The organism is Desertivibrio insolitus, assembly GCF_017355965.1.
Lineage (GTDB): Bacteria > Actinomycetota > Actinomycetes > Actinomycetales > Microbacteriaceae > JAFIQW01.
The window spans coordinates 54,252-78,638 of record NZ_JAFIQW010000001.1 but is presented as its reverse complement, the minus strand read 5'-3'; the positions used below and the strand labels follow the sequence as shown (position 1 = coordinate 78,638).

Sequence of the window (24,387 nt, the reverse complement as noted above, 5' to 3'; positions counted from 1 at the left end):
CTGACGGCGTCCGCCGCGCCGTGCACAGGAAGCGGGCGCGTGAGTGCCGCACTGGCGGCATCCGCTCAGCGTCGTCCCGGAAGAATGATGGGCATGGACGACTGTCATAGACCCTCGCCGTGCCCCCGCCTCGTCTCCTGGAGGGCACGGTGATCGATCAGGAGACCTGGCTCAACATCGCCCTCGTCGTCGTCTTCGTGCTCGTCGGCGGAGTCTTCGCCGCCACGGAGATCGCGCTCGTGTCGCTGCGCGAGTCGCAGCTGAACGCCCTCGAACGACGCGGCTCACGCGGTGCCAAGGTCGCGGCGCTCGGCCGTGACCCGAACCGCTTCCTCTCCGCCGTGCAGATCGGCGTCACCTTCGCCGGCTTCTTCTCCGCCGCGTACGGTGCGTCGACGATCGCCCCCGACGTCGCGCCCTACCTGCAGCGGCTGGGGCTCTCGGAGACGGCCGCGGGCACGGCGGCGCTCATCGTGATGACGCTGCTCATCAGCTACCTCTCGCTCGTGCTCGGCGAGCTCGTGCCCAAGCGGCTCGCGCTGCAGCGCGCGGAGGGCTTCTCGCTCGCCGTCGCCCCGCCGCTCGACAGGTTCGCGACGCTCATGCGGCCCGTGATTTGGCTGCTGTCGGTCAGCACGAACGCGCTCGTCCGGCTCCTCGGCGGCGACCCGCACGCCCGCAGCGAGTCGATGAGCGAGGAGGAGCTGCGCGACCTCGTGGTCGAGCACGACGAGCTCGACGCCGAGGCGAAGAGCATCCTCTCCGACGTCTTCGACGCCCGCGAGCGCACGCTCCGCGAGTCGATGCGTCCGCGGCACGAGGTCGCCTTCCTCGAGGCGGACCTCACCGTCGGCGAGGCGACGCGCAAGGCGCTCGAGCAGGGCCACACCCGGTACCCCGTCATCGGCGCGTCCGCCGACGACGTCGTCGGGTTCGTGCACCTGCGCGACCTGCTGCTGCACGCGCCCGAGAACACGGGTGCGCCGCTGCGCGCGGTCACCCGCGAGGTGCTCGTGCTGCCCGACACCCGCTCGATCCTGTCGACGCTCGGCGAGATGCGGCGCATCGGCGCCCAGCTCGCGGTCGTCATCGACGAGTACGGCGGCACCGCCGGCATCGCCACGCTCGAGGACCTCGTCGAGGACGTCGTCGGCCAGATCCGCGACGAGTACGACGACGACGAGCAGACGGATGCCGCGAGCGGCGGGCCCCTCGAAATCGACGGCGCCACGGTGCTCGAGGACTTCGCCGACCACGGGGGAGTGCCGCTGCCCGACGGCGACTACGAGACCGTCGCGGGGTTCATCCAGACGACGCTCGAGCGCATCCCGACGACGGGCGACCGGGTCGAGGTGGACGGCGGCGTGCTGATCGTCGCGGCCATGGACGGCTACCGCGTGGAGCGCGTGCGCTTCGAGCCGCGCGAGGCCGACGTGTCGGCGCCCGACGCGGACTAGCAGGAACCGGCGGGGATCATGAGCGACGGCGCGACGCGCCGGAGCGGGGCGGCGTGCCGCCCGCGCGGCTCATGATCCCTGCCGGTCCAGGCGGGCGGGTGGAGCCCGGTCAGACCCACATGGCGCGCTCGTACTGGCGCGGCACGTAGCCCACGTCGACACCGAGCTCGTGCGCCCAGCGCAGCGCCACGTGCGGGTCGCGCAGCGCCTCGCGGGCGACCATCACGGCGTCCGCCCGGCCGGACCGCACGATCTCGTCCGCCTGCTGCGCCTCGGTGATGAGGCCGACGGCCGAGGTCTGCACGCCCCCGAGCTCACGCACGCGGGTCGCGAACTCGACCTGGTAGCCGGGGCCGGTGGGGATGCGCACGCCCGCCACGAGGCCGCCGCTCGACACGTCGATGAAGTCCGCGCCGGCATCCGTCACCCACTGCGACACGGTCGCGGTGTCCTCGACGCTCCAGCCGTCCTCGGCCCAGTCCGTCGCCGAGAACCGCACGAACAGCGGATGCTCCTGGCCGATCTCCGCCCGCACCGCGCGGGTGATCTCGAGCAGCAGCCGGGCCCGGTTCTCGAGCGAGCCCCCGTAGGCGTCCTCGCGGTGATTCGACAGCGGCGAGAGGAACTGGTGCAGCAGGTAGCCGTGGGCGGCGTGGATCTCGAGCACGTCGAAGCCCGCCTCGAGGCTGCGGCGCGCCGCGGCGACGAACGCCTCGACGACGGCGGGCAGCTCCGCGGCATCAAGCGCCCTCGGCTCGGCGTAGCCGGTGAAGGCGACCGCGCTCGGCGCGACCGGGGTCCAGCCGCCCTCCTCAGCGGGCACCGTGCCCCGGTGCGGCGACCACGGACGGTACGTCGACGCCTTGCGGCCGGCGTGGGCGAGCTGGATGCCGGCGGCGGCACCCATGGTGTGGATCGTGTCGACGATCGGCTTCCACGCGTCGCGCTGCTGGTCCGTCCAGATGCCGGTGTCCTGCGGGGTGATGCGCCCCTCGGGCACGACCGCGGTGGCCTCCGCGATCACGAGTCCCGAGCCCCCGCGGGCGAGCCCGCCGAGGTGCACGTGGTGCCACGGCGTCGGCACGCCGTCCTGGCGCTCCACGGAGTACTGGCACATCGGGGCGATCCACAGGCGGTTGCGGAAGGTCGTGCCGCGCAGGGTCAGTTCGTCGAACAGTCCGGTCATGAAGAGAGCTCCTCGAGGAAGGCGCGGAGCTCGTCGGCTCCGCGGAACACGTGTCCGGTCATGCCGACGGCGCGGGCGCCGTCGATGTTGACCTCACGGTTGTCGATGAACACCACCTGCGCGGCATCCATTCCGAGATCGGCGACGACGGCCTCGTAGATGTCGGCCTCGGGCTTCAGCCGCCCCATCTCGGCGCTGACGAAGATGCGCTCGAAGTAGCGGCCGAGCGGGGAGAAGCGGAAGTGGTCGCCGTAGTCGAAGCCCGCGTTCGAGAGCAGCGCCAGCCGAGTGCCGCCGCGCGAGAGTTCGTCGATGAGTTCGAGCACCTGCGGGTTGACGGCGATCCAGCTCGTGAAGTCGGCGACGTAGAGCTCCTGGAGCCGGGCGGCCGGCCAGTCGGCCCCGGTGCGCTCGGCGATCGCGGTCCAGTACTCGGTCGTCGAGAGCACCCCGCGGTCGAGGTCGTCGCGGAGCGCCCAGTAGGCGGCCCAGAACGGCTCGGCCGGAACGCCGGCGAGGCGGACGAGGGCGGCCCGCGTCTCGGCGGAGGGTTCGAGCGAGATCACCTCCCCGAAGTCGAACAGCACGACACGGTCGGGGATGCGCAGCGTCACGGTGCCACCGTAGCGGGGCGAGGTGGACGCTCCTCCGGTGCGAGGGCGGTGGGGGAGTAGCCTGTCGCGGTGATCGTTCCCCGTTCGTCCTCGGCGCCCGTCGGGCGTGAGGAGGTCGTCGGCGGCTCGTCCGCCGGCATCAGGTAGTCGCCTCTCCCGTCGCCGCGCGCTCTCGTCGCCGGCGGCGGCGGTTCGCCGTGCCTTCGGCCGGCCCCTGGACGAACGACTCATCCGCGCGCTTCCGCGCGCCCTCACGGAATCGACACCTCATGCTTCCCCTGACCGATCAGCTCATCCGCGCGAGCTTCGTCAACGCCTCGCGCAAGGAACTCAGCGACCTCACCCTGCCCTCCGACTTCGACGCCCTCGACTGGGAGCAGCTCGACTACCTCGGCTGGGTCGACCCGAAGCGCGCCCGCCGCGCTTACGCGGTCGTGCCCGTCGACGGCGAACCCGTCGGCATCCTGCTGCGGCAGGCCGAGGTGAAGCCGCGCACCCGTGCCCAGTGCTCGTGGTGTCAGGACATCACGCTGCCGAACGACGTCGTCTTCTACGCGGCCAAGCGGGCGGGCGCGGCGGGCCGCAACGGCAACACCGTCGGCACGCTCGTCTGCAGCGGCTTCGAGTGCTCGGCGAACGTGCGGAAGCTCCCGCCCGTCGCCTATCTCGGCTTCGACGTCGAGGCGGCGCGTCGGGAGCGGATGGCGGCGCTGCGGCTGCGCGCCGCGAGCTTCGCGGACGACGTGCGCCGCGGCTGAGTCCGGACGGCGGGAGAACGGGGCGAACTAGTCTCGGGAACGTGGACGACTTCACCCCGTTCGACCGCTCGCACGTCGCCGCGTGGATCGTCGTGCCCCGCGCCTCCGACGACAAGTACCGGCGCGGGGTGCTCGGCGTCGTGACCGGCTCGGCGATGTACCCGGGCGCCGCCGTGCTCGGCGTCGAGGCGGCGCTGCGCACGGGCGTCGGCATGCTCCGCTACCTCGGCCCGGGGCGGGCCGCCGACTTCGTGCTGCACCGCCGCCCCGAGATCGTCACCGCCCCCGGGCGGGTGCAGGCGTGGCTGCTCGGCTCCGGCGTCGACCCCGAAACCCGCGACGAGCCGTCGACGAAGTACATGACGGATGCCTTCGCCGGCGAGCTCCCCGTCGTCGCCGACTCGGGCAGCCTCGACCTCCTCGACGGCGCCGTGGCGCCCGTCGTCATCACCCCGCACTACCGCGAGCTCGCCCGGCTCACCGGTCAGGACCCGGCGGACGTCGAGGCGGATGCCGCGGGCAGCGCGGCCCGCGCGGCCGACTCCCTCGGGGTCACCGTGCTGCTCAAGGGGGCGCGGACGCACGTCGCGTCGCCCGACGGCACCCGGCTCGTCTGCGAGAGCCACGTCGGTTGGCTCGCGACCGCGGGCACCGGGGACGCGCTCGCGGGCATCCTCGGGGCGCTCGTCGCCACGAACGCGCAGCGCGCGACAGACCCCGGCGGGCTCGCGCACCTCGCGGCGGCGGCCTCCGTGCTGCATTCGCTCGCGGGCGAGCGTGCGAGCGGGGGTGGGCCGCTCACGGTGCTCGACCTCGCGGCGGCGGTGCCCGGGGTGATCGCGGAGCTGCTGCGGGGGTAGCGCCGCGGTGCACGGGTGCGGAGGTCCCGGACGACACGCCGTGGTGGGTCGGCTTGTCGGAGGGAAAGTTCCGCTTCTCGGGTGGCGGCCGGCGGCGGCGCGAGGGTCTCGACACGCGGCTGCGCCGCGATTCGACCGGCGCGGGACCAGTGCGCCGCTACTCGACCGGCGCGGGACGGCCGGCGGGCGCTAGAGACCGCCGCGGAAGCGCGAGAGGAACTCGCGGGTGCGCTCCTGCTCGGGGTCGCCGAAGAGGCGCTCGGGCGGTCCCTGCTCGAGGATGCGACCCTGGTCGAGGAACACCACCCGGTCGGCGACGTCGCGGGCGAACGCCATCTCGTGTGTCGCCATGACGATCGTGACGCCGTCCGCGGAGAGCTCCTTGACGAGCTCGAGCACCTCGCCGACGAGCTCCGGGTCGAGGGCGCTCGTGACCTCGTCGAGCAGCAGCAGCTCGGGGTTCGTCGCGATTGCGCGCGCGATCGCGGCGCGCTGCTGCTGGCCGCCGGAGAGCCGGTCGGGGAACGCACGCGCGTGACCGCCGAGCCCCACGCGCTCGAGCAGCGCGAGCCCGCGCTGCTCGGCGGCGGCCCGGTCGACGCCGAGCACGGAGCGGCTCGCGAGCGTCACGTTGTCGAGCACGCTGAGGTGCGGGAACAGGTTGAACGCCTGGAACACGACGCCGATGCGGGCACGCACGGCATCCGCGTCGATGCGCGGGTCGCTGATGTCGGTGCCGCGCAGCAGGATGCGCCCGTCGTCGATGCGCTCGAGCAGGTTGATCGTGCGCAGCAGCGTCGACTTGCCGGAGCCGCTCGCGCCGATGAGCGCGACGACCTCGTGCTCGCCGACCTCGAGGTCGATGCCGCGCAGCACCTTCCGCTCGCCGAACGACTTGCGCACGCCCTCGAGGCGCACGACGGGTGCTCCCGCGGGGTGGTCGAACACCGGGGGAGCGGGCTTGCGGAAGAGCCTCATACGATCGACCCCGCCTGCTCGCGCTCGCGCATGCGGGCGGTGTACCAGTCGGTGAGCCGGATCATCGGCAGCGCGAGCAGCACGAACAGCACCCCCGCGAGCACGTAAGGCGTGAAGTTGAACGCGGATGCCGTCTCGATCTGCGCCGCGCGCACCGCGTCGACCGCGCCGAGCACCGACACGAGTCCGACGTCCTTCTGCATCGCGACGAAGTCGTTCATGAGCGCGGGCGTGACCTTGCGCACGGCCTGCGGCAGCAGCACGAGCCGCAGCGTCTTCGCCTGGCTGAGGCCGAGCGAGCGGGCGGCGAGGCGCTGCGACGGATGCACGGCGTCGAGGCCCGCGCGGAACACCTCCGACACGTAGGCGGAGTACACGAGCACGATCGCGATCGTGCCCCAGAACTCCGGCGGCATCCGCGGGATGCCGAGGTCGAGCCCCGGCACGCCGAAGCCGACGAGGAACAGCACGATGATGAGCGGAACCCCGCGGAACAGGTCGGTGTAGAGCGCCGCGAGGGCGCGCAGGGGGAAGAACACCGGCGAGCGCAGCGTGCGCAGGGCCGCGAGCACGATCCCGACGACGAGCACGGAGATCGCGGCGACGACGAGCACCCGCAGGTTGAGCCACAGGCCCTCGATCACGCGCGGGAATGCGTCGGCCGCCGTGCCCAGGTCGAAGAAGGATGCCTGCACGCGCGGCCATCCGGGGGTGTTGACGAGCACGACGACCGCGACGGCGGCGAGCACGATCGTGCTCGCCGCCGCCACGAGGACGCTGCGCGTGGCCTGCTGGCGCCGGAAGGTGCGGCGCTCGAGTTCGAGGGCGCTCGGCGCCCACGCCTCGGGCGCGACCGTAGCGCCGGCCTGGGATGGAGCGGTCACTACTGCAGGACCGGGGTCTCCGTCGCCTCGGCGAGCCACTCCTCGGCGAGGGCGTTGAGGGTGCCGTCCTCGCGGAGCGCGTCGACGGCGGCGGTGACGTCCTCGGTGAGGGGGCTGTCCTTGGCGAGCACGAGCCCGAAGGAGTCGCCCTCGGTGCCCTCGGCGGGCGGGAGCTGCCCGAGGATGACGCCGCCGTCGATCTCGACGCCGGTGAGGTAGAACGCGGTGGGCAGGTCGACGACGAGCGCGTCGATCTCGCCGGACTGCAGCGCGAGCTTGGCCGCGTCGTTGTCGTTGTAGACGGCGGGCGCCTCGTTCGGCTGGATGATCTGCTCGATCGCGGTGAAGCTCGTGGTGCCGGTCTGGGCGCCGATGCGGAAGTCCTTGAGGTCGGCGAGCGAGGAGGCATCCGCGGCCGCCGAGTCCTCGGTCGTGATGACGGCCTGGGTCGTCGTGTAGTACGGCGAGGAGAAGTCGACGAACTCGCGGCGCTCGTCGGTGATCGAGAACTGCTGCAGGTTGAAGTCGAAGTCCTTCGGGCCCGGCGCGATCGCGGCGTCGAAGGTCGTGCGCACCCACTCGACCTCGTCCTCCGAGTAGCCGAGCTCCTCGGCCACGGCGTAGGCCACGGCGGCCTCGAAGCCCTCGCCCGACTCGGGGGCGTCGTCGAGCACCCACGGGTAGTAGGCGGGCTCGCCGGTCGCGATCGTGAGCACGCCGGGGGAGACGGTGCCGCTGTCGTCGCCCGACGATGACGCGGCGGAGGTGTCGTTCGAGGGCGCGCAGGCGGTGAGCGCGAGGAGCGCGACGGCGGAGGCGGAGAGGGCGGCGGCGGATCTCAGCGACGTGCGGTGCATGGCCATATCTTGGCGTCGCCGCTGTTTCGGGCGTGTGACGGTTGCGCTTTGTTACCGCCGTTACGCTGGCGGGCATGGCGGAGGCGGGTGGACGCGGCATCCTGCGCGTCGCCGGCAACCCGGTGCTGCTGTGGAGCGCGTTCGTGCTCGCGCACCTCTGGCTCGGTTGGCTGAACCTCACCTCGAACGCGCAGCCCCTCGGGGACGTCGAGGGCGTCTACCGCTTCTGGGTCGAGAACGCGCTCGCCCGCGGCCATCTCGTCGGGGTCGACGCGCCGTTCGTGTACCCGATCGTCGCCCTCGTGCCGATGTTCCTCGCCCACCTCTTCGGCGGAGAGCTGTACAGCGCCACCTGGCTGAGCCTCGTGCTGCTGCTCGACTGCGCGGCGTTCGCGGTGCTGACCGGCTGGGGGCGGCGCCGGCAGAACGTGGCCGCCGCGTGGTTCTGGACCGTCTACCTCGTGCTGCTCGGGCCGATCGCGATGGGGCGGATCGACGCGATCACGGTGCCGATCGCCCTCGTCGGGATGCTCTTCCTCGCGTCCCGTCCCCGGGTCGCTGTGGTGCTGCTCACGCTGGGCGCCTGGAGTAAGGTCTGGCCCGCCGCCCTCGTGGCCGCGGTCGTCGTCGCGGCGCGCCAGCGGATGCCGCTCGTCCTGGCCGCCGGCGGGTTCAGCGCGCTCGTCGTGGTCGTCGCCCTCGTGCTCGGCAGCGGCTGGAACGTCGCGAGCTTCCTCACTCAGCAGGCCTCCCGCGGCCTGCAGGTCGAGGCGCCGATCGCGACGTTCTGGCTGTGGCGCGCGCACGGCGGCGAGGCCGGCACCACGGTGTACTACGACCGCGAGCTGCTGACGTGGCAGGTGTCGGGCGAGGGCGTCACGCTGGTCTCCGACCTCACGACGCCGCTCATCGCGCTCGTGCTCGTCGCGCTGCTGATGCTCGGACTGCTCGCGACGCTGCGCGGCGCGCATCCGGCCGACCTGCTGCCCTCGCTCTCGCTCGCGCTCGTCGCGGCGATGCTCGTCTTCAACAAGGTGGGCTCGCCGCAGTTCGCCTCGTGGTTCATCGTGCCGGTCGTCTTCGGGCTCGCCGTGCGCGCGAGCGGACGCGGGCGGCCGTTCGTCGTGCCCGCGGTGCTCGTCGCGCTCACCGGGGCGCTGACGCAGGTCGTCTACCCCGAGCTGTACGGCTACCTGCTCGGGCTCTGGCCCGCGATGCTGTGGGCGATCAGCATCCGCAACGCCCTGTACCTCGTGATCCTCGTCGTGGCCGTGGCATCCGTCGTGAGAGTGTGGCGGGAGGCGCCGGGGCACGCGGATGACGCCGCGCGCGACTGGCTCGCCGATCCGCTGCCCGTCGGGGCGCGGTCCACCGACTAGGAGGAAATCCCATGCTCGTAGCGTTCTCGGTCGCGCCGTCCGGAACCGCCGACGCCGACGGTTCGGTCGGCCGGGCGGTCGCCGAGGCGATCCGCATCGTGCGGGAGTCCGGACTGCCGAACCGCACGACCTCGATGTTCACGGAGCTCGAGGGGGAGTGGGACGAGGTCATGGCCGTCGTCAAGGCCGCGACCGAGGCCGTCGCCGCCTCCTCGCCCCGGGTGTCGCTCGTGCTCAAGGCCGACTACCGCCCGGGCCACACGGGGGAGCTCGACGGCAAGATCGAGCGCGTCGAGCGGCTGCTCGCCGAGGGCGAGTGACGCGTCCGGCGCCGGAGGCAGCCGCGCCCTGAGGCCGCAGCGGGCCGACACGCCGCACCCTCGTCCGATTAGCGCAACCCGGCATCCGCTCGGTTGACCTTCCCGCCTCCGCCGGGGACGCTCGGAGGAGGAGGGGAATCGTGACGTCGATCCAGCGGACCCGCGCCTTCGAGGTGCGCGAGGCCGTGCCGGAGGACGCCGCGGGGCTCGTCGACGTGCGGATCCGCTCGTGGCGGGAGGCGTACCTCGACATCATCCCGGCCTGGTTCCTCTCGAGCCTCGACAACCAGCGGGCGGCGAGCGTGGAGCGCTGGACGGGGCACATCCGCCGGGGAGAGAACCGCTTCCTCGCGGGGCTCGTCGAGGGGCGGCACGTCGGGTTCGCGATCGCGGGTCTCCCGCGTGACGACGACGCGCCCGCGCCCGTCGAGCTCTACGCGCTCTACACCCGTGCCGAGATGTGGGGCACGGGGCTCGGCGGCGCGCTGATGGCGGCCGCGATCGGCGACGGACCGGCGTATCTCTGGACGCTGGAACAAAACGCGAGGGCGCAGGCGTTCTACGCTAAACACGGCTTCGCCCCCGACGGCGACCGCAAGATGCTCGACGGTGAGCTGTCCGACATCCCCGAGATCAGAATGGTTCGCCCGTCTTGACATCCCTCTCCCAGGGCCGCGTGCGGCTCGCCCTGTTGGCGCTCGCCATCGGCGGCTTCGGCATCGGCACCACCGAGTTCGTCGCGATGGGTCTGCTCCCGGAGCTCGCGCGCGACCTGCTGCCCGCGCTCTACGCCGCGGACCGCGAGGCCGCCGAGGCCCAGGCCGGGCTCCTCGTCTCCGCGTACGCGCTCGGCGTCGTCGTCGGCGCCCCCACGATCGGGCTCGTCGCCGCCCGCTGGCCGCGCAAGGTCATGCTGCTCTGGTTCGCCGCCGCGTTCACGCTCGGCTCCGTGGCATCCGCCCTGCTGCCGACGTTCGAGACCGTGCTCGTCGCGCGGTTCGTCGCCGCCCTCGCGCACGGCGGGTACTTCGGCATCGCGTCGCTCGTCGCCGCGTCGCTCATGGGGCAGGGCAAGCGCGGTCAGGGCATCGCCCTCGTGCTCAGCGGTCTCACGATCGCGAACGTCGTCGGCGTGCCGCTCGTCACCTTGCTCGGGCAGACCGCGGGCTGGCGCTCGGCGTACCTCGTCGTCGCCGCGATCTTCGCGTTCGCCTTCGCCGCGATCGCCCTCACGGTGCCGTGGCAGGAGGGCGACCGCACCTCGACGATCGGGCGCGAGCTGCGGGCGTTCCGCCGCGGTCAGGTCTGGCTGACCCTGCTCGTCGGCTCGATCGGTTTCGGCGGCCTGTTCGCCGTGTACACCTACGTCGCGCCGATGGTGACGGATGTCGCCAGGGTCGGCGCCCCCTTCGTGCCGATCTTCCTCGTCGCCGCGGGCCTCGGCATGACCGTCGGCAACATCGTCGGCGGCCGCGCCGGCGACCGGAACGTCATGGGCTCGGTGTTCGTGTTCTTCGGTGCGTTCGCCGCCGCGCTCGTCACGCTCATCCTGCTCGCGGGCAACCCCGTCGGGCTCGCCGTGTCGCTGTTCCTCGTCGGCGCGACCGCCGGGGCCCTGGCCCCGTGCATCCAGCTGCGCCTGCTCGACGTGGCCGGCGACAGCCAGACCCTCGCCGCGGCGACCAACCACGCGTCGCTCAACCTCGGCAACAGCCTCGGCGCGGCGCTCGGCGGCGCGGCGATCGCGAGCGGTCTCGGCTACCTGTCGCCCGCGTTCGTCGGCCTCGCGCTGCTCGTGCCCGGTGTGATCTTCGCCCTCGTCAGCTTCCTGGTCGAGCGACGCGCGACGCCCGCGGCCGCCGTCGAGGAGCCCGTCGCCGTCTGACGCCCCCGCGTCGCGGGAACACCGGCGGCGCCTGACGCCCCGCTGCGGGAACACGGTCGTGACCTGACACCGCTGGCGCTCGGCGCACCGTCGGTGACGCCCGCGCCGCCGGAAACGCTGCTTCGCGCCCTGGAAGCGGGGCCGGGCACTCCGTCGCCTCAGCGCCGGCGCCCGAGGGATTTCCGGCTCTTCCTCCGCTCCGGCTGCGAAGCTGGCGGACATGTCGGACGAGACAGCACTGGCGGATGCCCGAGCAGCCCTGACCGAGACCGTGGCGAGACTGCGCGAGAGCGGGGTGCGCGACGAGGCCCTCGCCGAGTTCGTGCCAGAGCGCCGCGTGCTGCTCGTGCGGCGCTCGGCGACGATGCGACCGCTCGGGCGGGTCTGGCGCCTCGGCGTGCTGCTGATCGACGAGAACGGCCGCCTCTTCGTGGCGGGCGGGCACACCAGGGCGCTGCCGTCGGGGCACCCGAACTTCCAGTCGATCTCCGGAGAGCAGCGGCGCGAGTACCGCGTCGCCGCCCTGCACGCCTACCCCGAGGGCGAGGCGGTCAACTTCGAGGCGCGCGAGGTCGCGCTCGACCCGGGACTCCGCACGTCGCCGGGGGTCATCACGCTCGACGACGAGGGCGTCAAGGTGCGCTGGAGTCCCGCCGGCGGGCTCGTGCCCTTCCGCCGCTACCTCGAGGAGCGCGTCGAGCTGGCGCTGAACCCTCCGCGGGGCGCCGCGGACTGAGGCATCCGGAAAACGCAGAAGCGGGCGGCGACCGATCGGTCACCGCCCGCTTCGCGCTTCAAGGCTTGCTAGAGCTGACGGGGCATGTCCGTCTGCAGCAGGATGCCGTCCTGGATCGCGCGCTTCCGCAGCGCGACCTTCGTGCCGACGTCGTAGCCCGCGACGCGGTACTTCTCGCGGATGCGCTTGAGGTAGCTCTTCGCCGTCTCCTCGGAGATGCCGAGCTGGAAGGCGACCGACTTCACCGGCTCGCCACCGCCGTAGAGCGCCATGACGCGGCGCTCCTGGGCGCTGAGCTTCGGCACGCCGCCGACGTCGCCGCCGTTGATCGCGAGATCGAGCTCGGCCGAGATGTACGACTCGCCCTGCGACGCGGCACGGATCGCCTCGACGATCATCTCCGCGTCCTCGCTCTTGACGAGGTAACCGAGGGCGCCCGCGGCGAGGGCTTCGCGCACGACGTTCGGCTCGGAGTAGGTGCTCATCAGCACGGTCTTGACGCCGGTCGTCTTGAGCGTCGAGATCTTGAGCGAGACGGGGATGTTGTCCTTGAGATCGAGGTCGAGCAGCACGACGTCGACGGGGAACTCGGGGTGCGTCAGCAGCTCGGGCCACGTCGTCACCGCGGCGACGAGCTTGATGTCGCTCGCGGCGCCCCGGATCCACTCCGTGAGCGCTCCGAGGAGCATCCGGTGGTCGTCGACGAGGGCGAGGCGGATGGGCTCGTCCGTGTTGCTCATGGGCGGTACCTCTTCTGTGCGGTGGTCGGCGTGATGTTACTTGTCGGCGGGGTTGTCGACCGTCACCTGGAGATCGACACGCAGGCTGGCCTTCTCGATCGACGTGCGGCACTGCCCGACGGCGCGCAGGGCGCCCCAGATGGCGGGGTCGATCGCGTTGCGCGGCACGCCCGTCGTCGAGATGGAGATCGGGATCGTCACGGTCCTGCCGGATGCCGCGGCGGCCGACGCCGCGATGGGCCCGAGCGTGACGACGGCGGTGCGGCGGCCGCGGGGCTTGTCGGCCACGAGCAGCCAGAGCGCCGACAGCAGCCCGTCGCGCTGGTTGGCGTCGAGGAGCCCGGCGAGGCTGCCGGGGTCGCGCAGCGTGACGGCCTCGCCGAGCCGCACCGACTCGGAGATCGCGTGGTACAGCCACGTCTCACGCCGCCCCTCGATGAGGTGCAGGCGCAGCTCGGTCGCGAGCGACGCGGCCTCGCTCGCGAGGTGCTGAGGCAGGGGGAGCGGAGTGCTGTTGGCCGCGACGCCCTCGAGCAGCCGCTCGGCGGCGAGGTCGAGCCGGGCGAGCTCCTCCGAGGCGTGCATGCCGACGGCGAAGCGCGGCGACGACGTCGTCGACTGCACGAGCACCCGGTCGAGCTCGACCTGCACCATGCGCCGGTAGCCGTGCAGTACGAAGACGCCGACGACGGGCGGGGCCACGGCGAGCGCGAGGCCGGTGAGCTGCGCGGGGATCCGCTGCACCTCGGTGAGCGGCACCGTGAGCACGATCGCGACGACGAAGGCGACGCCGAGCACGGCCGCCGCGGCGAGGATCGCGCGGCCGCGCCGCACGGTGAGCCAGACGAGCAGCGCGAACCCCGCGGAGACGGCCGCGGTGGTGGCGCCGCCGAGGTCGCCCGTGTGCCAGACGGCGGCGAAGTCGAGCGCCACGACCACGGCGAGCGCGGCGCAGTAGAGCAGGTAACTCCAGAGCGGCAGCCGCTGGCCGACGACCGAGATCGCGACGACGGATGTCACGACGGCCGCGATCAGCAGCAGCCACGCCCCGAAGATCAGGCTGGGGTCGTCGTAGATGGGGGCCCTGGCGGCGGAGGAGACCATCCCGGCGAGGATCTGCACGCCCGCGATGACCGTGGCCCCGACGCCGATGTACCGACTGCCGAGGCTCGTACCCTGCGCCGTCGCGATGCTGACGATGCGGGAAACCCGGCGGTGCCCCTCCGGGCGGCGCGCGTCGAGGACGGCGCCGATAGTGCTCTCGCTCATCCGCGCGGCACCTCCAGCACGACCGTCGTGCCGGCACCGGGGGAGGAGAAGACGCGCGCGTTGCCGCCAACCTCCTTGAGGCGCCCGACGACCGAGTCGCGGAAGCCGAGGCGGCCGTCGCCGATCTCGGCGACGTCGAAGCCGACGCCGGAGTCGGTGATCATCGCGCGCACCATCGTCTCGTCGTCGGTGATCGTCACGTGCGCCTCGCCGACGCCTGAGTGCCGGCGGACGTTCTCCAGGCACTCCGCGAGCGCGAGCAGGAAGGAGTCGAGCACGTCGCTCGGCAGCAGCACCTGCCCGCGGCCGTGCCATGAGACCTCGAGGCCCATCCGCCCGAAGCGCTGCTTGACGCTCTCGAGGGTGTGGCCGAGCGGGGAGTCCTGGGTCGCCTCGAGGTTGTACTGCCCGCTCGCCTGGGGCGTCGGCGTCGCGCCGAGCCGCAGCTGGCGGAGCAGGCGCGCGTCGTCGCCGGCCTGCTGGCGGAGCGCCTGCGCGTTGACCCCGACGCCGGAGTGCGCGAGCAGGGTCAGCGTCGCGAGCACGGTGTCGTGCAGGAGGCGGGCGGACTGCCGGCGCTGGGCCTCGACCTCGCTCGCGGCCCGCTCGGCCCGGTGAGCGCGGCCGATCGAGTAGATGCGGCGCACGGCCCGCGGCACGCTCGACGCGAGCCAGTAGCCCGCGAGCGCGGAGAGCAGCCAGCCGAGGGCGATGAGCCCGCTCGTCGAGATGCGGTTCGAGGGCAGGCCGGCGATGCCGACGAAGATGATCGTCGCCGCGGCGGTCGGGAAGAGCAGCACGATGCCGCGCATCGACTGCAGCAGCACGAGGGCGGAGGGCGCGATGCCGCCGGCGGCGAGCGTCGTGAGCGCGATGGACCGCGCGGGGGAGGCATCGCCGCCGACCGGCGTCGCGATGAGCACCAGCACGGCGAGGCCCGCCGCGATGTAGCCGACGAACCACCACAGTGAGGTCTTGCTTGCGGCGCGCACGAGCGCGGCGGCCGCGGCGGCGAGCCCGAGCAGGGCGTAGAGCAGCGTCGTGAGCGGCAGGATGCCGGGCAGCGAGAGCTCGACGGCGGCGAGCCCGATGCCGATGAGACCGATCAGGCGCGCGGATCGGTACAGCAGCCGATTGCGCTCTTTGGTGATCAGGTCCATGGATCCTCGGGGCCGGGGTACGTCGCGCGTAATGGTGCCATACGGTCAGCGAGCGGCCTACTTCGACGGGCGGGTCGTGATGAATCGTTTCTCTCCGCTTCACACACGCACATCGAGGGCTCCTCGGACCTGCGCGAACGGCCAATCCGTGGGCCTCCGGATTGTGGGGAAGCGTGTTGCCGGATGCGGCCGCTGCCCTGTGGGCGCGGGCGCGCGTTGCCTGTGGCCTTCGATCCGACCGCGGCAACCCGCGTCATCGCGGCTGCGCCGTCCCGCCCCGCGTCTTCGGCCCTCGGCTCGACGTGCGCAGCTCTTGTCGGAGTGCGCAGCAACTGCTGCGCGCCCAGACCAGAAGTGCGCACGTCAGGGCTGAACCGAGGCGCTCCCGGATGACAGGGGCAGCGCCAAGGACTAGCGCCGGCCGTACAGCCGCGCTCCGCAGGTGACGGCGGCCGGTCCGTGGCGGGCTCCGCCGACCGGACGCGGGCTCAGTCGCCCGGGATCCATCCCTCGCGCGCCGCGTGGCGGCGCAGCAGCGCACGGGTGCCGAGGTCGATGCCGATCGCCCGGTACTTGCGGCGGGCGCGCTTGATGTAGCTCTTGACCGTCTCCTCGGTCGTACCCATCGCCTCCGCGACGTCGCGGAGGGTGCGGCCGGAGGCGTAGAGCAGCAGGGCGCGGCGCTCGCGGTCGCCGAGGCCGGGGTCGCCGCTGACGTCGTAGGCGTCGAGCATCGCCTGCAGCGAGGGGTCGAGCCAGAGCTCGCCCGCGGCGGCGGAGCGGATGGACTGCAGCAGCGTCTCCGAGGCATCCGTCTTCGGCACGAAGCCGAGGGCGCCGGCGCGCAGCACGGCGTGGATCGCGGCGGGGTCGGGCCGGCGGCCGAGCACGACGACGTGGGCGCCGGCGGCGACGAGCTCGCGCACGCGGGCCGGACCGGTCAGCGCGTCGTCGAGGTCGTGATCGAGCACGACGACCTCGGCGGGGTGGTTCGGATGCCCGAGCAGGCCGTCCCAGTCGGGCGCGGTGGCCACGACGTCGATGCCGGTCCCGGGCTGCCCGAGGATCGCGACGAGCCCCTCCACGAGGAGCCGGTGCGCGTCGGCGATGGCGATCCGGATCGTCGTGCTCGCGGTGCTCGGCGCATCGGGAGCCGACGTGAGGCCGTCCGATTCCTTGCGTTCGAGCAGTGTCATGTCCCGTCCGACGGTACTCAAGTTGAGGAGTCGTCGCCTCCTGATCCCGGCCGCCCGTCCGGAATGCGCAACCGACTTACGGAAGGAGCGTCCTCAGCGCAGCGGAGACGAGGTCGTCCTCGATGAGGAACCCGTCGTGCCCGTACGCCGACTCGATCACGAGGGCGTGATCGCCGTGCACCGTGCGCGGCAGCAGTCGCGTCAGGCGCTCCTGCTCCTCCACGGGGAAGAGCCGGTCGCTGTCGATGCCGACGACGAGGCACTCGGCGGTCACGCGGGCGAGCGCGGCGTCCAGCCCGCCACGGTCGCGGCCGACGTCGTGCGAGCTCATCGCCTCGACGAGCCGGATGTAGCTGTTCGCGTCGAAGCGGCGCGGGAACTTGTTGCCGTGGAAGTCGAGGTAGCTCTCGACGGCGTAGACGCCGCCGCCGCCGAGGGGCGAGATGCCCGACTGCCACGAGCGCCCGAAGCGCTCGTTGAGCTCGGAGGGCGAACGGTAGTTCAGCAGCGCCATCCGTCGTGCGAGGGCGAGCCCGCGGTGCGGTCCCTCGCCGTCGGGCGCGTCGTAGTAGTCGCCGCCCGCGAAGGCGGGGTCGGCGCGCACGGCCTCGACCTGCACGGAGTTGAGCGCGATCTGATCGGCGCTCGAGATCGCGGGCGCGGCGAGCACGGCGAGGCGCTCGACCCGGTCCGGCGCCGTGATCGCCCACTCCAGGGCGTGCATGCCGCCCATCGAGCCGCCGACGACGGCGGCGAAGCGGCGGATCCCGATCGCGTCGGCGAAGCGCAGCTGCGCGGCGACCTGGTCGCGGATCGTGAGGAAGGGGAAGCGGCTGCCCCACTCCACGCCGTCGGGGGCGAGGCTCGAGGGGCCGGTCGATCCCTGGCAGCCGCCGAGCATGTTCGGGGCGACGACGAAGAACTTCTCGGTGTCGATGGCGAGGCCCGGCCCGACGATGCCGCTCCACCAGCCGGCGGTCGGATGACCGGGGCCGGCCGCGCCGACGACGTGGCTGTCACCGGTGAGCGCGTGCAGCACGAGCACCGCGTTGCCGCCGTCGGGGGCGAGCTCGCCCCACGTCTCGTACGCGATGCGCACCTTCGGCAGCACCCCGCCGGCCTCGAGGGGCACGTCGCCGATGTGGGCGAAGCGCCGCGCGCCCGCCGGGTCGCCGTCCCGCCACGCTCCGGTGGCCGGGGGCTTGCCGAGCAGCTGCCGGCGGTTCGCCTCGGTGATGACGCTCGACGGCACCGTGTCCTCGGATGTCTGCCAGTCCATGCGCCCCCTCCGCGTCGTCGATCCGTGGCGGCCACGACGGCCGCCGGAAACGCGACCGGCCGGGCCGGACGCCGCGCCTCCAGAAGAGGACGCTACGCGTCGCGGCCCGGCCGGCGGGCGATTGTTACGCCGAGGCGGCGGCGGACGGAGCCGCGCGCCGGGCGGCGTCGAGCCCGCGCTGCAGGTCGGCCTTGAGGTCGTCGACGTTTTCGATGCCGACCGACAGGCGCACGAGACCGGGCGTGACGCCGGTCGTGAGCTGCTGCTCGGGGGTGAGCTGCGAGTGCGTCGTCGACGCCGGGTGGATGATCAGGCTGCGCACGTCACCGATGTTGGCGAGGTGGCTGAACAGCTCGACGTTGTCGACGAGCGCGCGGCCGGCCGAGACGCCACCCTTGAGCTCGAAGCTCAGCACCGCGCCGACGCCCTTCGGGGCGTACTTGTTCGCGGCGGCATACCAGGGGCTCGACGGCAGGCCGGAGTAGTTGACGCTCGCGACGTCGTCGTGGTTCTCGAGCCACTCCGCGATCTCCTGGGCGTTCTGCACGTGACGCTCGATGCGCAGGCTCAGGGTCTCGATGCCCTGGATGAGCGAGAACGCGCTGTCGGGCGCGATCGCGGCGCCGAGGTCGCGCAGCAGCTGCACGCGGGCCTTGATGATGTACGCGATCGAGTCGCCGAGCGCACCGGTGTAGCTGACGCCGTGGTACGACGGGTCGGGCTCGGTGAGCTCGGGGAAGCGGTCGGTGTGCTGCGACCAGGGGAAGCGGCCGCCGTCGACGATCGCGCCGGCGACGACGGTGCCGTGCCCGCCGAGGAACTTCGTCGCCGAGTGCACGACGATGTCGGCGCCGTGCTCGAGCGGACGGATGAGGTACGGGGTCGCGATCGTGTTGTCGACGACGAGCGGCACGCCGGCGGCGTGCGCGGCCTCGGCGACGCCCGAGATGTCGAGCACGTTGATCTTCGGGTTGCCGATCGTCTCGGCGAAGAACAGCTTGGTGTTCGGGCGCACCGCGCGGCGCCACTCGTCGAGGTCGTCCTGGTTCTCGACGAACGTCGTCTCGATGCCGAGGCGGGCGAGCGTGTACTTGAAGAGGTTGTAGGTGCCGCCGTAGATGGACGACGACGAGACGATGTGGTCGCCGGCCTTCGCGATGTTGAGGATCGCGTAGGTCTCCGCCGCCTGGCCGCTCGCGAGCAGGAGCGCCGCGGTGCCCCCCTCGAGCGCGGCGAGGCGGTCCTCGACGACCGCCTGCGTCGGGTTCTGGATGCGGGTGTAGATGTTGCCGAACTCGGCGAGGGCGAAGAGGTTCTTCGCGTGGTCGGCGCTGTTGAAGACGTACGAGGTCGTCTTGTAGATCGGGGTCGCGCGCGCCCCGGTGACCGGGTCGGGTGCGGCGCCCGAGTGCACCTGCTTGGTCTCGAACTTCCAGTCGGTCATGTCCTGCTCCTTGCGTGACGGTCCGTGGGTCTGTGGGGCTCTCAGGTGAGGCTAGGAGCGGCGCGGGGAGCGGGCAATGCACCGCCGACACACGGCGTAACGCCGGGGGAGCGGCGCGTCATCCGGCGTCACGGGCGGCGGCATCTGTGCCGGCCGGCAGGGCGCGGGCACGCGGATACCTCAGTTCGGCGACAGCCGAGCCGGGTCGGCAGCGGGAACGCGGATGACCCGGGCTCAGCGGCCCCGCGGCATCCGCTCGTCCTTCTCCTCCGGCACGAGCAGCCACCGCGGCTTCGGCTCGACCAGCGGACGGAACACGCGCCGCACGAGCGGACTCGACAGCGCGACAGCGATCGCGACGCTCGCGAAGACGACGCTGACGAGCCACACCGCCGAGGAGTGCTCGCCCTCGAGCACGCCGGTCTCGCGCAGCGGGTAGAGCACGAAGGAGTGCAGCAGGTAGACGTACATCGTCGCGGTGCCGAACTCGGTGATCCACAGCTCGTGCCGGGGCACGAGCACGAAGAAGGCGGCGCACAGCATTACGGCGAGTCCGATGAGCAGCAGCCGCACGAGGCCCGCGTACCACTGGTCCTCGCCGAGGCCGCGGTAGGAGTCGTCGTAGAAGAACCAGAACCGCAGGTCGATCGCCCGCCACTGGCCGACGAACGCGACCACGACGCCGAGCCAGGCGACGAACACGCCGATCGCGGCCGCGCGCACGGCGACCGTCTGCTGCTCGACGATGCGCCATCGCTCGACGAGGCCCCACTCGCGCACCTTCCAGCCCAGCACGAAGAACGGCATGATCCCGATCGCGCGCGACAGCGAGAACGTGCTGTCGACGTTGTCGAAGTAGCCGACGCCCACGCTCAGCGCGATCGCGATCAGCAGCGGGAAGCGGAACAGCGCGAGGTAGGGCAGCACGAGCCGGAAGATGCCGAGCGCGAGCAGGAACCAGAGCGTCCACGACGGCCGCGTCGGGTTGAAGGTGTCGTTGCCCTCGACGAGGTACTGCACCAGGGTCCAGATCGTCTCGAAGATGACGTACGGCAGCAGGATGTCGGTGATCACCCGGCGCATCTGGGGGGAGGAGGGGGCGCCGGGCTTGGAGAAGTAGCCGCTGATGATCGCGAACGCGGGCATGTGGAACGCGTAGATGAAGAGGTAGACGATCAGCGCGTGATCGCTGTCGGCGGTGAGCCGCTGCACGGCGTGCCCGATCACGACGAGCGTCACCGCGAGGAAGCGGGCGTTGTCCCAGAGGGGCACCCGCACCTTGGGAACGGATGCCGCGGAGCCCGTCATACCCCTCGCACCCCGCTTCCTGGCCCTCGTCTCCTGGCCAGGGCACTAGTTTGGCATCACCCAGCCGGTCGAGAGAGGGGCATCCGTTTGGCCAAGCGCGTCGTCGTCACGGGAGCGAGTTCGGGGATCGGGGCGGCCACCGTGCGCCTGTTCCGCGCGAGGGGCTGGGAGGTCGTCGCCGTCGCCCGGCGCAAGGACCGGCTGCAGGCGCTCGCCGAGGAGACCGGCGCCGGCTACGTCGTCGCCGACGTGACGAGCGACGCCGACGTCGAGGCGCTGCGCGAGCGGCTCGTCGCCGAGGGGCCGCTGCACGCGCTCGTCAACAACGCCGGCGGCGCGATCGGGCTCGGCAGCGTCGAGTCCAGCTCGACCGACGACTGGGCCCGGATGTACGACATCAACGTGCTCGGCGTGAAGCGCGTGATCAGCGCGCTGCTGCCGCTGCTGCGCGACGGCGCGAAGGACGGCGGTGTCGCCGACATCCTCACCGTCACCTCGATCGCGGGCTACGTGCCCTACGAGGGCGGTGCCGGTTACAACGCCGCGAAGTTCGCTGCGCGGGCGCTCATGGGCGTGCTGCGGCTCGAGCTGAACGGCGAGCCCATCCGCGTGCTCGAGGTCGCCCCCGGCATGGTGCACACGGAGGAGTTCTCGCTCGTGCGCTTCGGCGGCGACCGCGAGAAGGCCGACGCGGTCTACGCCGACGTCGACAGCCCGCTCGTCGCGGAGGACGTGGCCGAGGCGATCGTGCACGCGATCGAGCTGCCCCGGCACGTCAACCTCGACCTCGTGACGATCAAGCCGGTCGCGCAGGCGTCGCCGACCAAGCTCACCCGCGGTCAGATCTTCGGCACCGGCGTTCCGACGTGAAGCCGCCGCGGCGCGTGCAGGTCGAGCTCGGGGAGCTGCCCGAGTACGAGGCCGACCGCTTCGCGACGGGCGACGACTTCGAGGGCGTGCGGCTGACCTTCCCGACCGACGAGCCCGTGCTCACCCGCTCGACCCTTCGCGAGGTCGAGCTGTCGGGCAGCGTGCTCGCCTCGCTCGAGACACGCGAGGCGAGACTGACGGATGTCGCGGGCAGGCGCCTCGGCGTCGGGGCGTGGCAGTCGGCGGGCGCGCGCTGGTCGCGGGTGCACCTCGAGGGCGGGCGCCTCGGCTCGCTCGACCTCACCGGGGCGACGCTCGACGGCATCCGCTTCGAGGGCCTGCGGATCGGCTACCTCACGCTCGCGCAGGCGGCCCTCGTCGACGTCGCGTTCGTCGACTGCGAGTTCGAGACGCTCGACCTGCCCGCGGCGACCTGCCAGCGCGTCGCCTTCGAGGGCTGCCGCGCCGCGGAGCTCGACGTGCGGCACGCGCTGTTCAACGACACCGACCTGCGCGGGCTCGCCTTCGACGGGCTCGAGGGCGTCGACGCGCTCCGCGGGGCGACGGTCTCCGGCGCCCAGGCCGTGCAGCTCGCCGAGCGCCTCGCGGAGGCCGCCGGCATCGCCGTCGCCGACTGAACGCCCGGGTCGAGGCTCGCGGCGGCAGGCGCTAGCCTCTCCGGGTGACTTCCCATGAGACGAGCGTGACCGAGACAGTCCCCGAGAGAGAGGTGCTCGGCTGGCTCGAGTTCGGGGAGGCCGCACGGCACCTCGCGGGCGACATCGCCGCGAGCGGCTTCGAGGTCGACATCGTCGTCGCGATCGCCCGCGGCGGGCTCGTGCCCGGCGGCGCGATCGCCTACGCGCTCGGCGCGAAGAACTGCGGCGCCCTCAACATCGAGTTCTACACCGGTGTCGACGAGCGCCTGCCGGAGCCCGTCATCCTGCCGCCCCTGCTCGACGAGTCGGCCCTCGTCGGCAAGCGCGTGCTGCTCGTCGACGACGTCTCCGACTCCGGACGCACCCTCGCCCTCTCGGTCGACCTGCTGCGCAAGATCGGCGCCGACGTGCGGTCGGTGTGCCTCTACAGCAAGCCCGGCACGGTGCTCGAGCCCGACTTCGTGTGGAAGCAGACGCCGCACTGGATCGTCTTCCCCTGGAGCGCGATGCCCCCGGTGACGGAGCACGCATGAGCGTTCACCTCGCGGGCGGCGGCTGGGACGCGCCCGACCCCGGACTGATCTACCGCGGCTTCGTCGACGAGGCCGCCGAGCGCGCGCTCCGCGCCGGGCGGCGGCTGCCGCGCATCTCGGTGCTGCTCGTCGCGGAGGACGCCGACGGCGCCGTCGCCGTGACGCAGAAGCTGAGGGCCGCGCTCGCCGCTGCGGGACGCGCGGAGCCCGTCTTCCACACAATCGACGAGGGCCAGAAGTTCACCTCCGTCGTGCTCAGCGAGATCGACGGCGTGCTCGTCGCCGGCGGCCTCACCCCCGCCTACCTCGAGGCCGTGTCGCCGATCGCCGGCGAGATCCGGCTGCTCGTGAGCGACGGGCTGCCCTACCTCGGCTTCTCGGCGGGTGCCGCGATCGCCGCGGACCGCGCGGTCATCGGTGGCTGGCGCATCGGCGGCATCCCCGTCGTGCACGAGAACGCGGGAGAGGACCTCGACGAGGTCACCGTCGCGGAGGGCCTCGCGCTCGTCGATCTCGCTATCGACGTGCACGCCGCGCAGTGGGGCACCCTCGGCCGGCTCATCGCCGCGACCGAGGCCGGCCTCGTCGAGGGCGGCGTCGCGATCGATGAGAACACCGTGCTGATCGTCGGTGAGGGCGTGCTGCGGGTCGAGGGCACCGGCAGTGTCTGGCGCATCACCGAGGGCGACGACGCCGTGCAGGTGTCCACGCTCGGCGCGTGACCCCCGCACCGCTCGCGGAGCTCGTCGACCCCGGCTGGGCCGAGGCGCTCGCTCCCGTCGAGGCCGACATCCACCGCATCGGCGACTTCCTGCGCGAGGAGGTCGCCGCCGGGCGGCCGTACCTGCCCGCTGGACCGCGCGTGCTCCGCGCCTTCGAGGCGCCGCTCGCCGACGTGCGGGTGCTCATCGTCGGTCAGGACCCCTATCCGACGCCGGGGCATCCGATCGGGCTGTCGTTCGCCGTCGACCGCGACGTGCGCCCGGTCCCGCGCAGCCTCGGGAACATCTACCGCGAGCTGCAGGACGACCTCGGCATCAGGCCGCCGCCGCACGGCGACCTCACCAGCTGGACGGATGCCGGCGTGCTGCTGCTCAACCGCGTGCTCACGGTGCGCCCCGGCGAGCCGGGCTCCCACCGCGGCAAGGGCTGGGAGCGGGTGACGGAGCACGCGATCCGTGCGCTCGTCGCCCGCGGCGGCCCGCTCGTCGCGATCCTGTGGGGGAGGGACGCCGGCACGCTGCGCCCGCTGCTCGGCGACGTGCCGGTCGTGGCATCCGTGCACCCGAGCCCGCTCTCCGCCCGCAACGGCTTCTTCGGGTCCAAGCCGTTCAGCCGCGCCAACGCCCTGCTCGAGGCGCAGGGAGCGCGCGGCATCGACTGGTCGATAGCCTGAACGGATGGGGACAGGGGCCATGGGGACGGAAGAGGGCTGATGCTCGAGGAGGAGTACCAGGAGCGCCGGCGACTGCCGCGGCATCTGCGCCCGCCGGCCCCGCCCGAGCCCGAGTTCGCGTACGAGATCCGCGACGCGAGGCCCGAGGACCTGCCCTACCTGCTCGACATCTACAACCTGTACGTCGCGAACTCGACGGTGACGTTCGACGAGGACGCGCTGACGCTGCGGGAACTCCGCCAGAAGTACGAGCGGGTGCGCAAGCTGGGCTTCCCGTTCATCGTCGCGGTGTCGCCGACCGGCCACCTGCACGGCTACGCCTACGTCTACCCGTGGCGGGAGAAGGCCGCTTACCGCTTCACCGTCGAGAACTCGATCTACCTGCTGCCCGCCTCCACCGGCAAGGGTCTCGGCAAGGTGCTGCTCGGCGAGCTCATGGCCCGGGCGAAGGCCGCGGGCATCAAGGAGATGATCGCCGTGATCGCCGACCAGGGCGCCGACGCGTCGATCCGCCTGCACGAGGCGTACGGCTTCAAGCAGATCGGCCACATGGGCAAGGTCGGCTTCAAGTTCGGCCGGTGGCTCGGCACGGTGCTGATGCAGAAGAGCCTCAAGTAGC

26 protein-coding genes are annotated in these 24,387 nt (G+C 72.4%); 14 read left to right on the top strand and 12 right to left on the bottom strand.

The window, feature by feature from the left end:
* Positions 1–119: 119 nt before the first annotated feature.
* A complete protein-coding gene (locus JUB10_RS00390) occupies positions 120–1,457 on the top strand; it encodes a hemolysin family protein (RefSeq protein ID WP_307859023.1) in 1,338 nt (445 codons plus the stop codon).
* Positions 1,458–1,566: 109 nt separating this feature from the next.
* On the opposite strand, the gene JUB10_RS00385 is transcribed toward JUB10_RS00390, so the two are convergent.
* Together JUB10_RS00385 and JUB10_RS00380 are read right to left on the bottom strand one after the other, a co-directional pair.
* Complete coding sequence (locus tag JUB10_RS00385) at positions 1,567–2,643, bottom strand: NADH:flavin oxidoreductase/NADH oxidase (protein WP_207453229.1); 1,077 nt, start codon at positions 2,641–2,643, stop codon at positions 1,567–1,569.
* Positions 2,640–3,257, bottom strand: coding sequence for an HAD family hydrolase (locus JUB10_RS00380; RefSeq protein WP_207453228.1), 618 nt, complete (start codon positions 3,255–3,257; stop codon positions 2,640–2,642). Before JUB10_RS00380 ends, JUB10_RS00385 begins: the two co-directional genes overlap by 4 nt.
* Positions 3,258–3,526: 269 nt before the next feature.
* Here JUB10_RS00380 and JUB10_RS00375 point away from each other — a divergent pair, with 269 nt between their 5' ends.
* Both JUB10_RS00375 and JUB10_RS00370 read left to right on the top strand, forming a co-directional pair.
* Complete coding sequence (locus JUB10_RS00375) at positions 3,527–4,015, top strand: FBP domain-containing protein (protein WP_207453227.1); 489 nt, start codon at positions 3,527–3,529, stop codon at positions 4,013–4,015.
* A 41-nt stretch (positions 4,016–4,056) separates the two neighbouring features.
* Positions 4,057–4,875, top strand: a complete 819-nt coding sequence (locus tag JUB10_RS00370) for an ADP-dependent NAD(P)H-hydrate dehydratase (RefSeq protein ID WP_207453226.1) — start codon at positions 4,057–4,059, stop codon at positions 4,873–4,875.
* A gap of 189 nt (positions 4,876–5,064) precedes the next feature.
* Here JUB10_RS00370 and JUB10_RS00365 read toward each other — a convergent pair whose 3' ends face one another.
* Genes JUB10_RS00365 through JUB10_RS00355 form a run of 3 tightly spaced genes read right to left on the bottom strand, consistent with a single transcriptional unit; the run spans position 5,065 to position 7,594 of the window.
* Complete coding sequence (locus JUB10_RS00365; protein WP_207453224.1) at positions 5,065–5,853, bottom strand: amino acid ABC transporter ATP-binding protein; 789 nt, start codon at positions 5,851–5,853, stop codon at positions 5,065–5,067.
* Complete coding sequence (locus JUB10_RS00360) at positions 5,850–6,737, bottom strand: amino acid ABC transporter permease (protein WP_207453222.1); 888 nt, start codon at positions 6,735–6,737, stop codon at positions 5,850–5,852. The genes JUB10_RS00365 and JUB10_RS00360 overlap by 4 nt, the downstream gene beginning before the upstream one ends.
* The gene (locus tag JUB10_RS00355; RefSeq protein WP_207453220.1) at positions 6,737–7,594 is read right to left on the bottom strand and encodes an ABC transporter substrate-binding protein; all 858 of its coding nucleotides are present in this window, start codon (positions 7,592–7,594) and stop codon (positions 6,737–6,739) included. Before JUB10_RS00355 ends, JUB10_RS00360 begins: the two co-directional genes overlap by 1 nt.
* A 74-nt stretch (positions 7,595–7,668) precedes the next feature.
* On the opposite strand from JUB10_RS00355, the gene JUB10_RS00350 reads away from it, so the two are divergent.
* From JUB10_RS00350 to JUB10_RS00330, 5 genes are all read left to right on the top strand, one after another.
* Positions 7,669–8,973, top strand: coding sequence for a glycosyltransferase 87 family protein (locus JUB10_RS00350; protein WP_207453217.1), 1,305 nt, complete (start codon positions 7,669–7,671; stop codon positions 8,971–8,973).
* Positions 8,974–8,984: 11 nt separating this feature from the next.
* Positions 8,985–9,293, top strand: a complete 309-nt coding sequence (locus tag JUB10_RS00345; protein ID WP_207453209.1) for an MTH1187 family thiamine-binding protein — start codon at positions 8,985–8,987, stop codon at positions 9,291–9,293.
* Positions 9,294–9,433: 140 nt separating this feature from the next.
* Entirely contained in the window at positions 9,434–9,949 is a 516-nt protein-coding gene (locus tag JUB10_RS14445) for a GNAT family N-acetyltransferase (protein WP_207453207.1), read from the top strand.
* Positions 9,946–11,178, top strand: a complete 1,233-nt coding sequence (locus JUB10_RS00335) for an MFS transporter (protein WP_207453205.1) — start codon at positions 9,946–9,948, stop codon at positions 11,176–11,178. Before JUB10_RS14445 ends, JUB10_RS00335 begins: the two co-directional genes overlap by 4 nt.
* A 220-nt stretch (positions 11,179–11,398) precedes the next feature.
* The gene (locus tag JUB10_RS00330; RefSeq protein ID WP_207453203.1) at positions 11,399–11,914 is read left to right on the top strand and encodes a hypothetical protein; all 516 of its coding nucleotides are present in this window, start codon (positions 11,399–11,401) and stop codon (positions 11,912–11,914) included.
* A 68-nt stretch (positions 11,915–11,982) separates the two neighbouring features.
* Here the strand turns inward: JUB10_RS00330 and JUB10_RS00325 are convergent, their stop codons facing one another.
* The 7 genes from JUB10_RS00325 to JUB10_RS00295 all read right to left on the bottom strand — a co-directional run bounded on the left by JUB10_RS00325 (position 11,983) and on the right by JUB10_RS00295 (position 20,310).
* Positions 11,983–12,654 (bottom strand): response regulator transcription factor, encoded by a 672-nt coding sequence (locus JUB10_RS00325; protein WP_207453200.1) that lies wholly within the window; start codon positions 12,652–12,654, stop codon positions 11,983–11,985.
* A gap of 36 nt (positions 12,655–12,690) precedes the next feature.
* A complete protein-coding gene (locus tag JUB10_RS00320; protein ID WP_207453198.1) occupies positions 12,691–13,923 on the bottom strand; it encodes a hypothetical protein in 1,233 nt (410 codons plus the stop codon).
* A complete protein-coding gene (locus tag JUB10_RS00315) occupies positions 13,920–15,083 on the bottom strand; it encodes a sensor histidine kinase (RefSeq protein ID WP_207453196.1) in 1,164 nt (387 codons plus the stop codon). The genes JUB10_RS00320 and JUB10_RS00315 overlap by 4 nt, the downstream gene beginning before the upstream one ends.
* A 488-nt stretch (positions 15,084–15,571) precedes the next feature.
* A complete protein-coding gene (locus tag JUB10_RS00310; protein WP_207453194.1) occupies positions 15,572–16,279 on the bottom strand; it encodes a sigma factor-like helix-turn-helix DNA-binding protein in 708 nt (235 codons plus the stop codon).
* A gap of 76 nt (positions 16,280–16,355) precedes the next feature.
* On the bottom strand, positions 16,356–17,558 hold the full coding sequence (metX, locus tag JUB10_RS00305; RefSeq protein WP_207453192.1) for a homoserine O-acetyltransferase MetX: 1,203 nt from the start codon (positions 17,556–17,558) through the stop codon (positions 16,356–16,358).
* A gap of 124 nt (positions 17,559–17,682) precedes the next feature.
* A complete protein-coding gene (locus JUB10_RS00300) occupies positions 17,683–19,047 on the bottom strand; it encodes a bifunctional o-acetylhomoserine/o-acetylserine sulfhydrylase (protein WP_278250291.1) in 1,365 nt (454 codons plus the stop codon).
* A 189-nt stretch (positions 19,048–19,236) separates the two neighbouring features.
* Positions 19,237–20,310 (bottom strand): acyltransferase family protein, encoded by a 1,074-nt coding sequence (locus tag JUB10_RS00295; protein WP_207453188.1) that lies wholly within the window; start codon positions 20,308–20,310, stop codon positions 19,237–19,239.
* An 81-nt stretch (positions 20,311–20,391) separates the two neighbouring features.
* Here JUB10_RS00295 and JUB10_RS00290 point away from each other — a divergent pair, with 81 nt between their 5' ends.
* Genes JUB10_RS00290 through JUB10_RS00265 form a run of 6 tightly spaced genes read left to right on the top strand, consistent with a single transcriptional unit; the run spans position 20,392 to position 24,386 of the window.
* Complete coding sequence (locus JUB10_RS00290) at positions 20,392–21,180, top strand: SDR family oxidoreductase (RefSeq protein WP_207454346.1); 789 nt, start codon at positions 20,392–20,394, stop codon at positions 21,178–21,180.
* A 14-nt stretch (positions 21,181–21,194) separates the two neighbouring features.
* Positions 21,195–21,818 carry a pentapeptide repeat-containing protein gene (locus JUB10_RS00285; protein ID WP_207453186.1) on the top strand — a complete coding sequence of 208 codons (624 nt, stop codon included), beginning with the start codon at positions 21,195–21,197 and terminating at the stop codon, positions 21,816–21,818.
* A gap of 44 nt (positions 21,819–21,862) precedes the next feature.
* Positions 21,863–22,372: a phosphoribosyltransferase gene (locus JUB10_RS00280; RefSeq protein WP_307859022.1), complete on the top strand. Its 510-nt coding sequence runs from the start codon at positions 21,863–21,865 to the stop codon at positions 22,370–22,372.
* Positions 22,369–23,094 carry a Type 1 glutamine amidotransferase-like domain-containing protein gene (locus JUB10_RS00275; protein ID WP_207453184.1) on the top strand — a complete coding sequence of 242 codons (726 nt, stop codon included), beginning with the start codon at positions 22,369–22,371 and terminating at the stop codon, positions 23,092–23,094. The genes JUB10_RS00280 and JUB10_RS00275 overlap by 4 nt, the downstream gene beginning before the upstream one ends.
* Positions 23,091–23,768 carry a uracil-DNA glycosylase gene (locus JUB10_RS00270; RefSeq protein ID WP_207453182.1) on the top strand — a complete coding sequence of 226 codons (678 nt, stop codon included), beginning with the start codon at positions 23,091–23,093 and terminating at the stop codon, positions 23,766–23,768. Before JUB10_RS00275 ends, JUB10_RS00270 begins: the two co-directional genes overlap by 4 nt.
* Before the next feature lie 39 nt (positions 23,769–23,807).
* Complete coding sequence (locus tag JUB10_RS00265) at positions 23,808–24,386, top strand: GNAT family N-acetyltransferase (RefSeq protein WP_207453180.1); 579 nt, start codon at positions 23,808–23,810, stop codon at positions 24,384–24,386.
* Position 24,387: the final 1 nt, after the last annotated feature.

Bases quoted from the DNA above. Each gene is read 5' to 3' on its own strand.
- JUB10_RS00385 (WP_207453229.1), bottom strand. From the start codon at position 2,643: ATGACCGGACTGTTCGACGAACTGACCCTGCGCGGCACGACCTTCCGC.
- JUB10_RS00375 (WP_207453227.1), top strand. From the start codon at position 3,527: ATGCTTCCCCTGACCGATCAGCTCATCCGCGCGAGCTTCGTCAACGCC.
- JUB10_RS00365 (WP_207453224.1), bottom strand. From the start codon at position 5,853: ATGAGGCTCTTCCGCAAGCCCGCTCCCCCGGTGTTCGACCACCCCGCG.
- JUB10_RS00355 (WP_207453220.1), bottom strand. From the start codon at position 7,594: ATGCACCGCACGTCGCTGAGATCCGCCGCCGCCCTCTCCGCCTCCGCC.
- JUB10_RS00350 (WP_207453217.1), top strand. From the start codon at position 7,669: ATGGCGGAGGCGGGTGGACGCGGCATCCTGCGCGTCGCCGGCAACCCG.
- JUB10_RS00345 (WP_207453209.1), top strand. From the start codon at position 8,985: ATGCTCGTAGCGTTCTCGGTCGCGCCGTCCGGAACCGCCGACGCCGAC.
- JUB10_RS00330 (WP_207453203.1), top strand. From the start codon at position 11,399: ATGTCGGACGAGACAGCACTGGCGGATGCCCGAGCAGCCCTGACCGAG.
- JUB10_RS00325 (WP_207453200.1), bottom strand. From the start codon at position 12,654: ATGAGCAACACGGACGAGCCCATCCGCCTCGCCCTCGTCGACGACCAC.
- JUB10_RS00320 (WP_207453198.1), bottom strand. From the start codon at position 13,923: ATGAGCGAGAGCACTATCGGCGCCGTCCTCGACGCGCGCCGCCCGGAG.
- JUB10_RS00315 (WP_207453196.1), bottom strand. From the start codon at position 15,083: ATGGACCTGATCACCAAAGAGCGCAATCGGCTGCTGTACCGATCCGCG.
- JUB10_RS00310 (WP_207453194.1), bottom strand. From the start codon at position 16,279: ATGACACTGCTCGAACGCAAGGAATCGGACGGCCTCACGTCGGCTCCC.
- metX (WP_207453192.1), bottom strand. From the start codon at position 17,558: ATGGACTGGCAGACATCCGAGGACACGGTGCCGTCGAGCGTCATCACC.
- JUB10_RS00295 (WP_207453188.1), bottom strand. From the start codon at position 20,310: ATGACGGGCTCCGCGGCATCCGTTCCCAAGGTGCGGGTGCCCCTCTGG.
- JUB10_RS00275 (WP_207453184.1), top strand. From the start codon at position 22,369: ATGAGCGTTCACCTCGCGGGCGGCGGCTGGGACGCGCCCGACCCCGGA.
- JUB10_RS00265 (WP_207453180.1), top strand. From the start codon at position 23,808: ATGCTCGAGGAGGAGTACCAGGAGCGCCGGCGACTGCCGCGGCATCTG.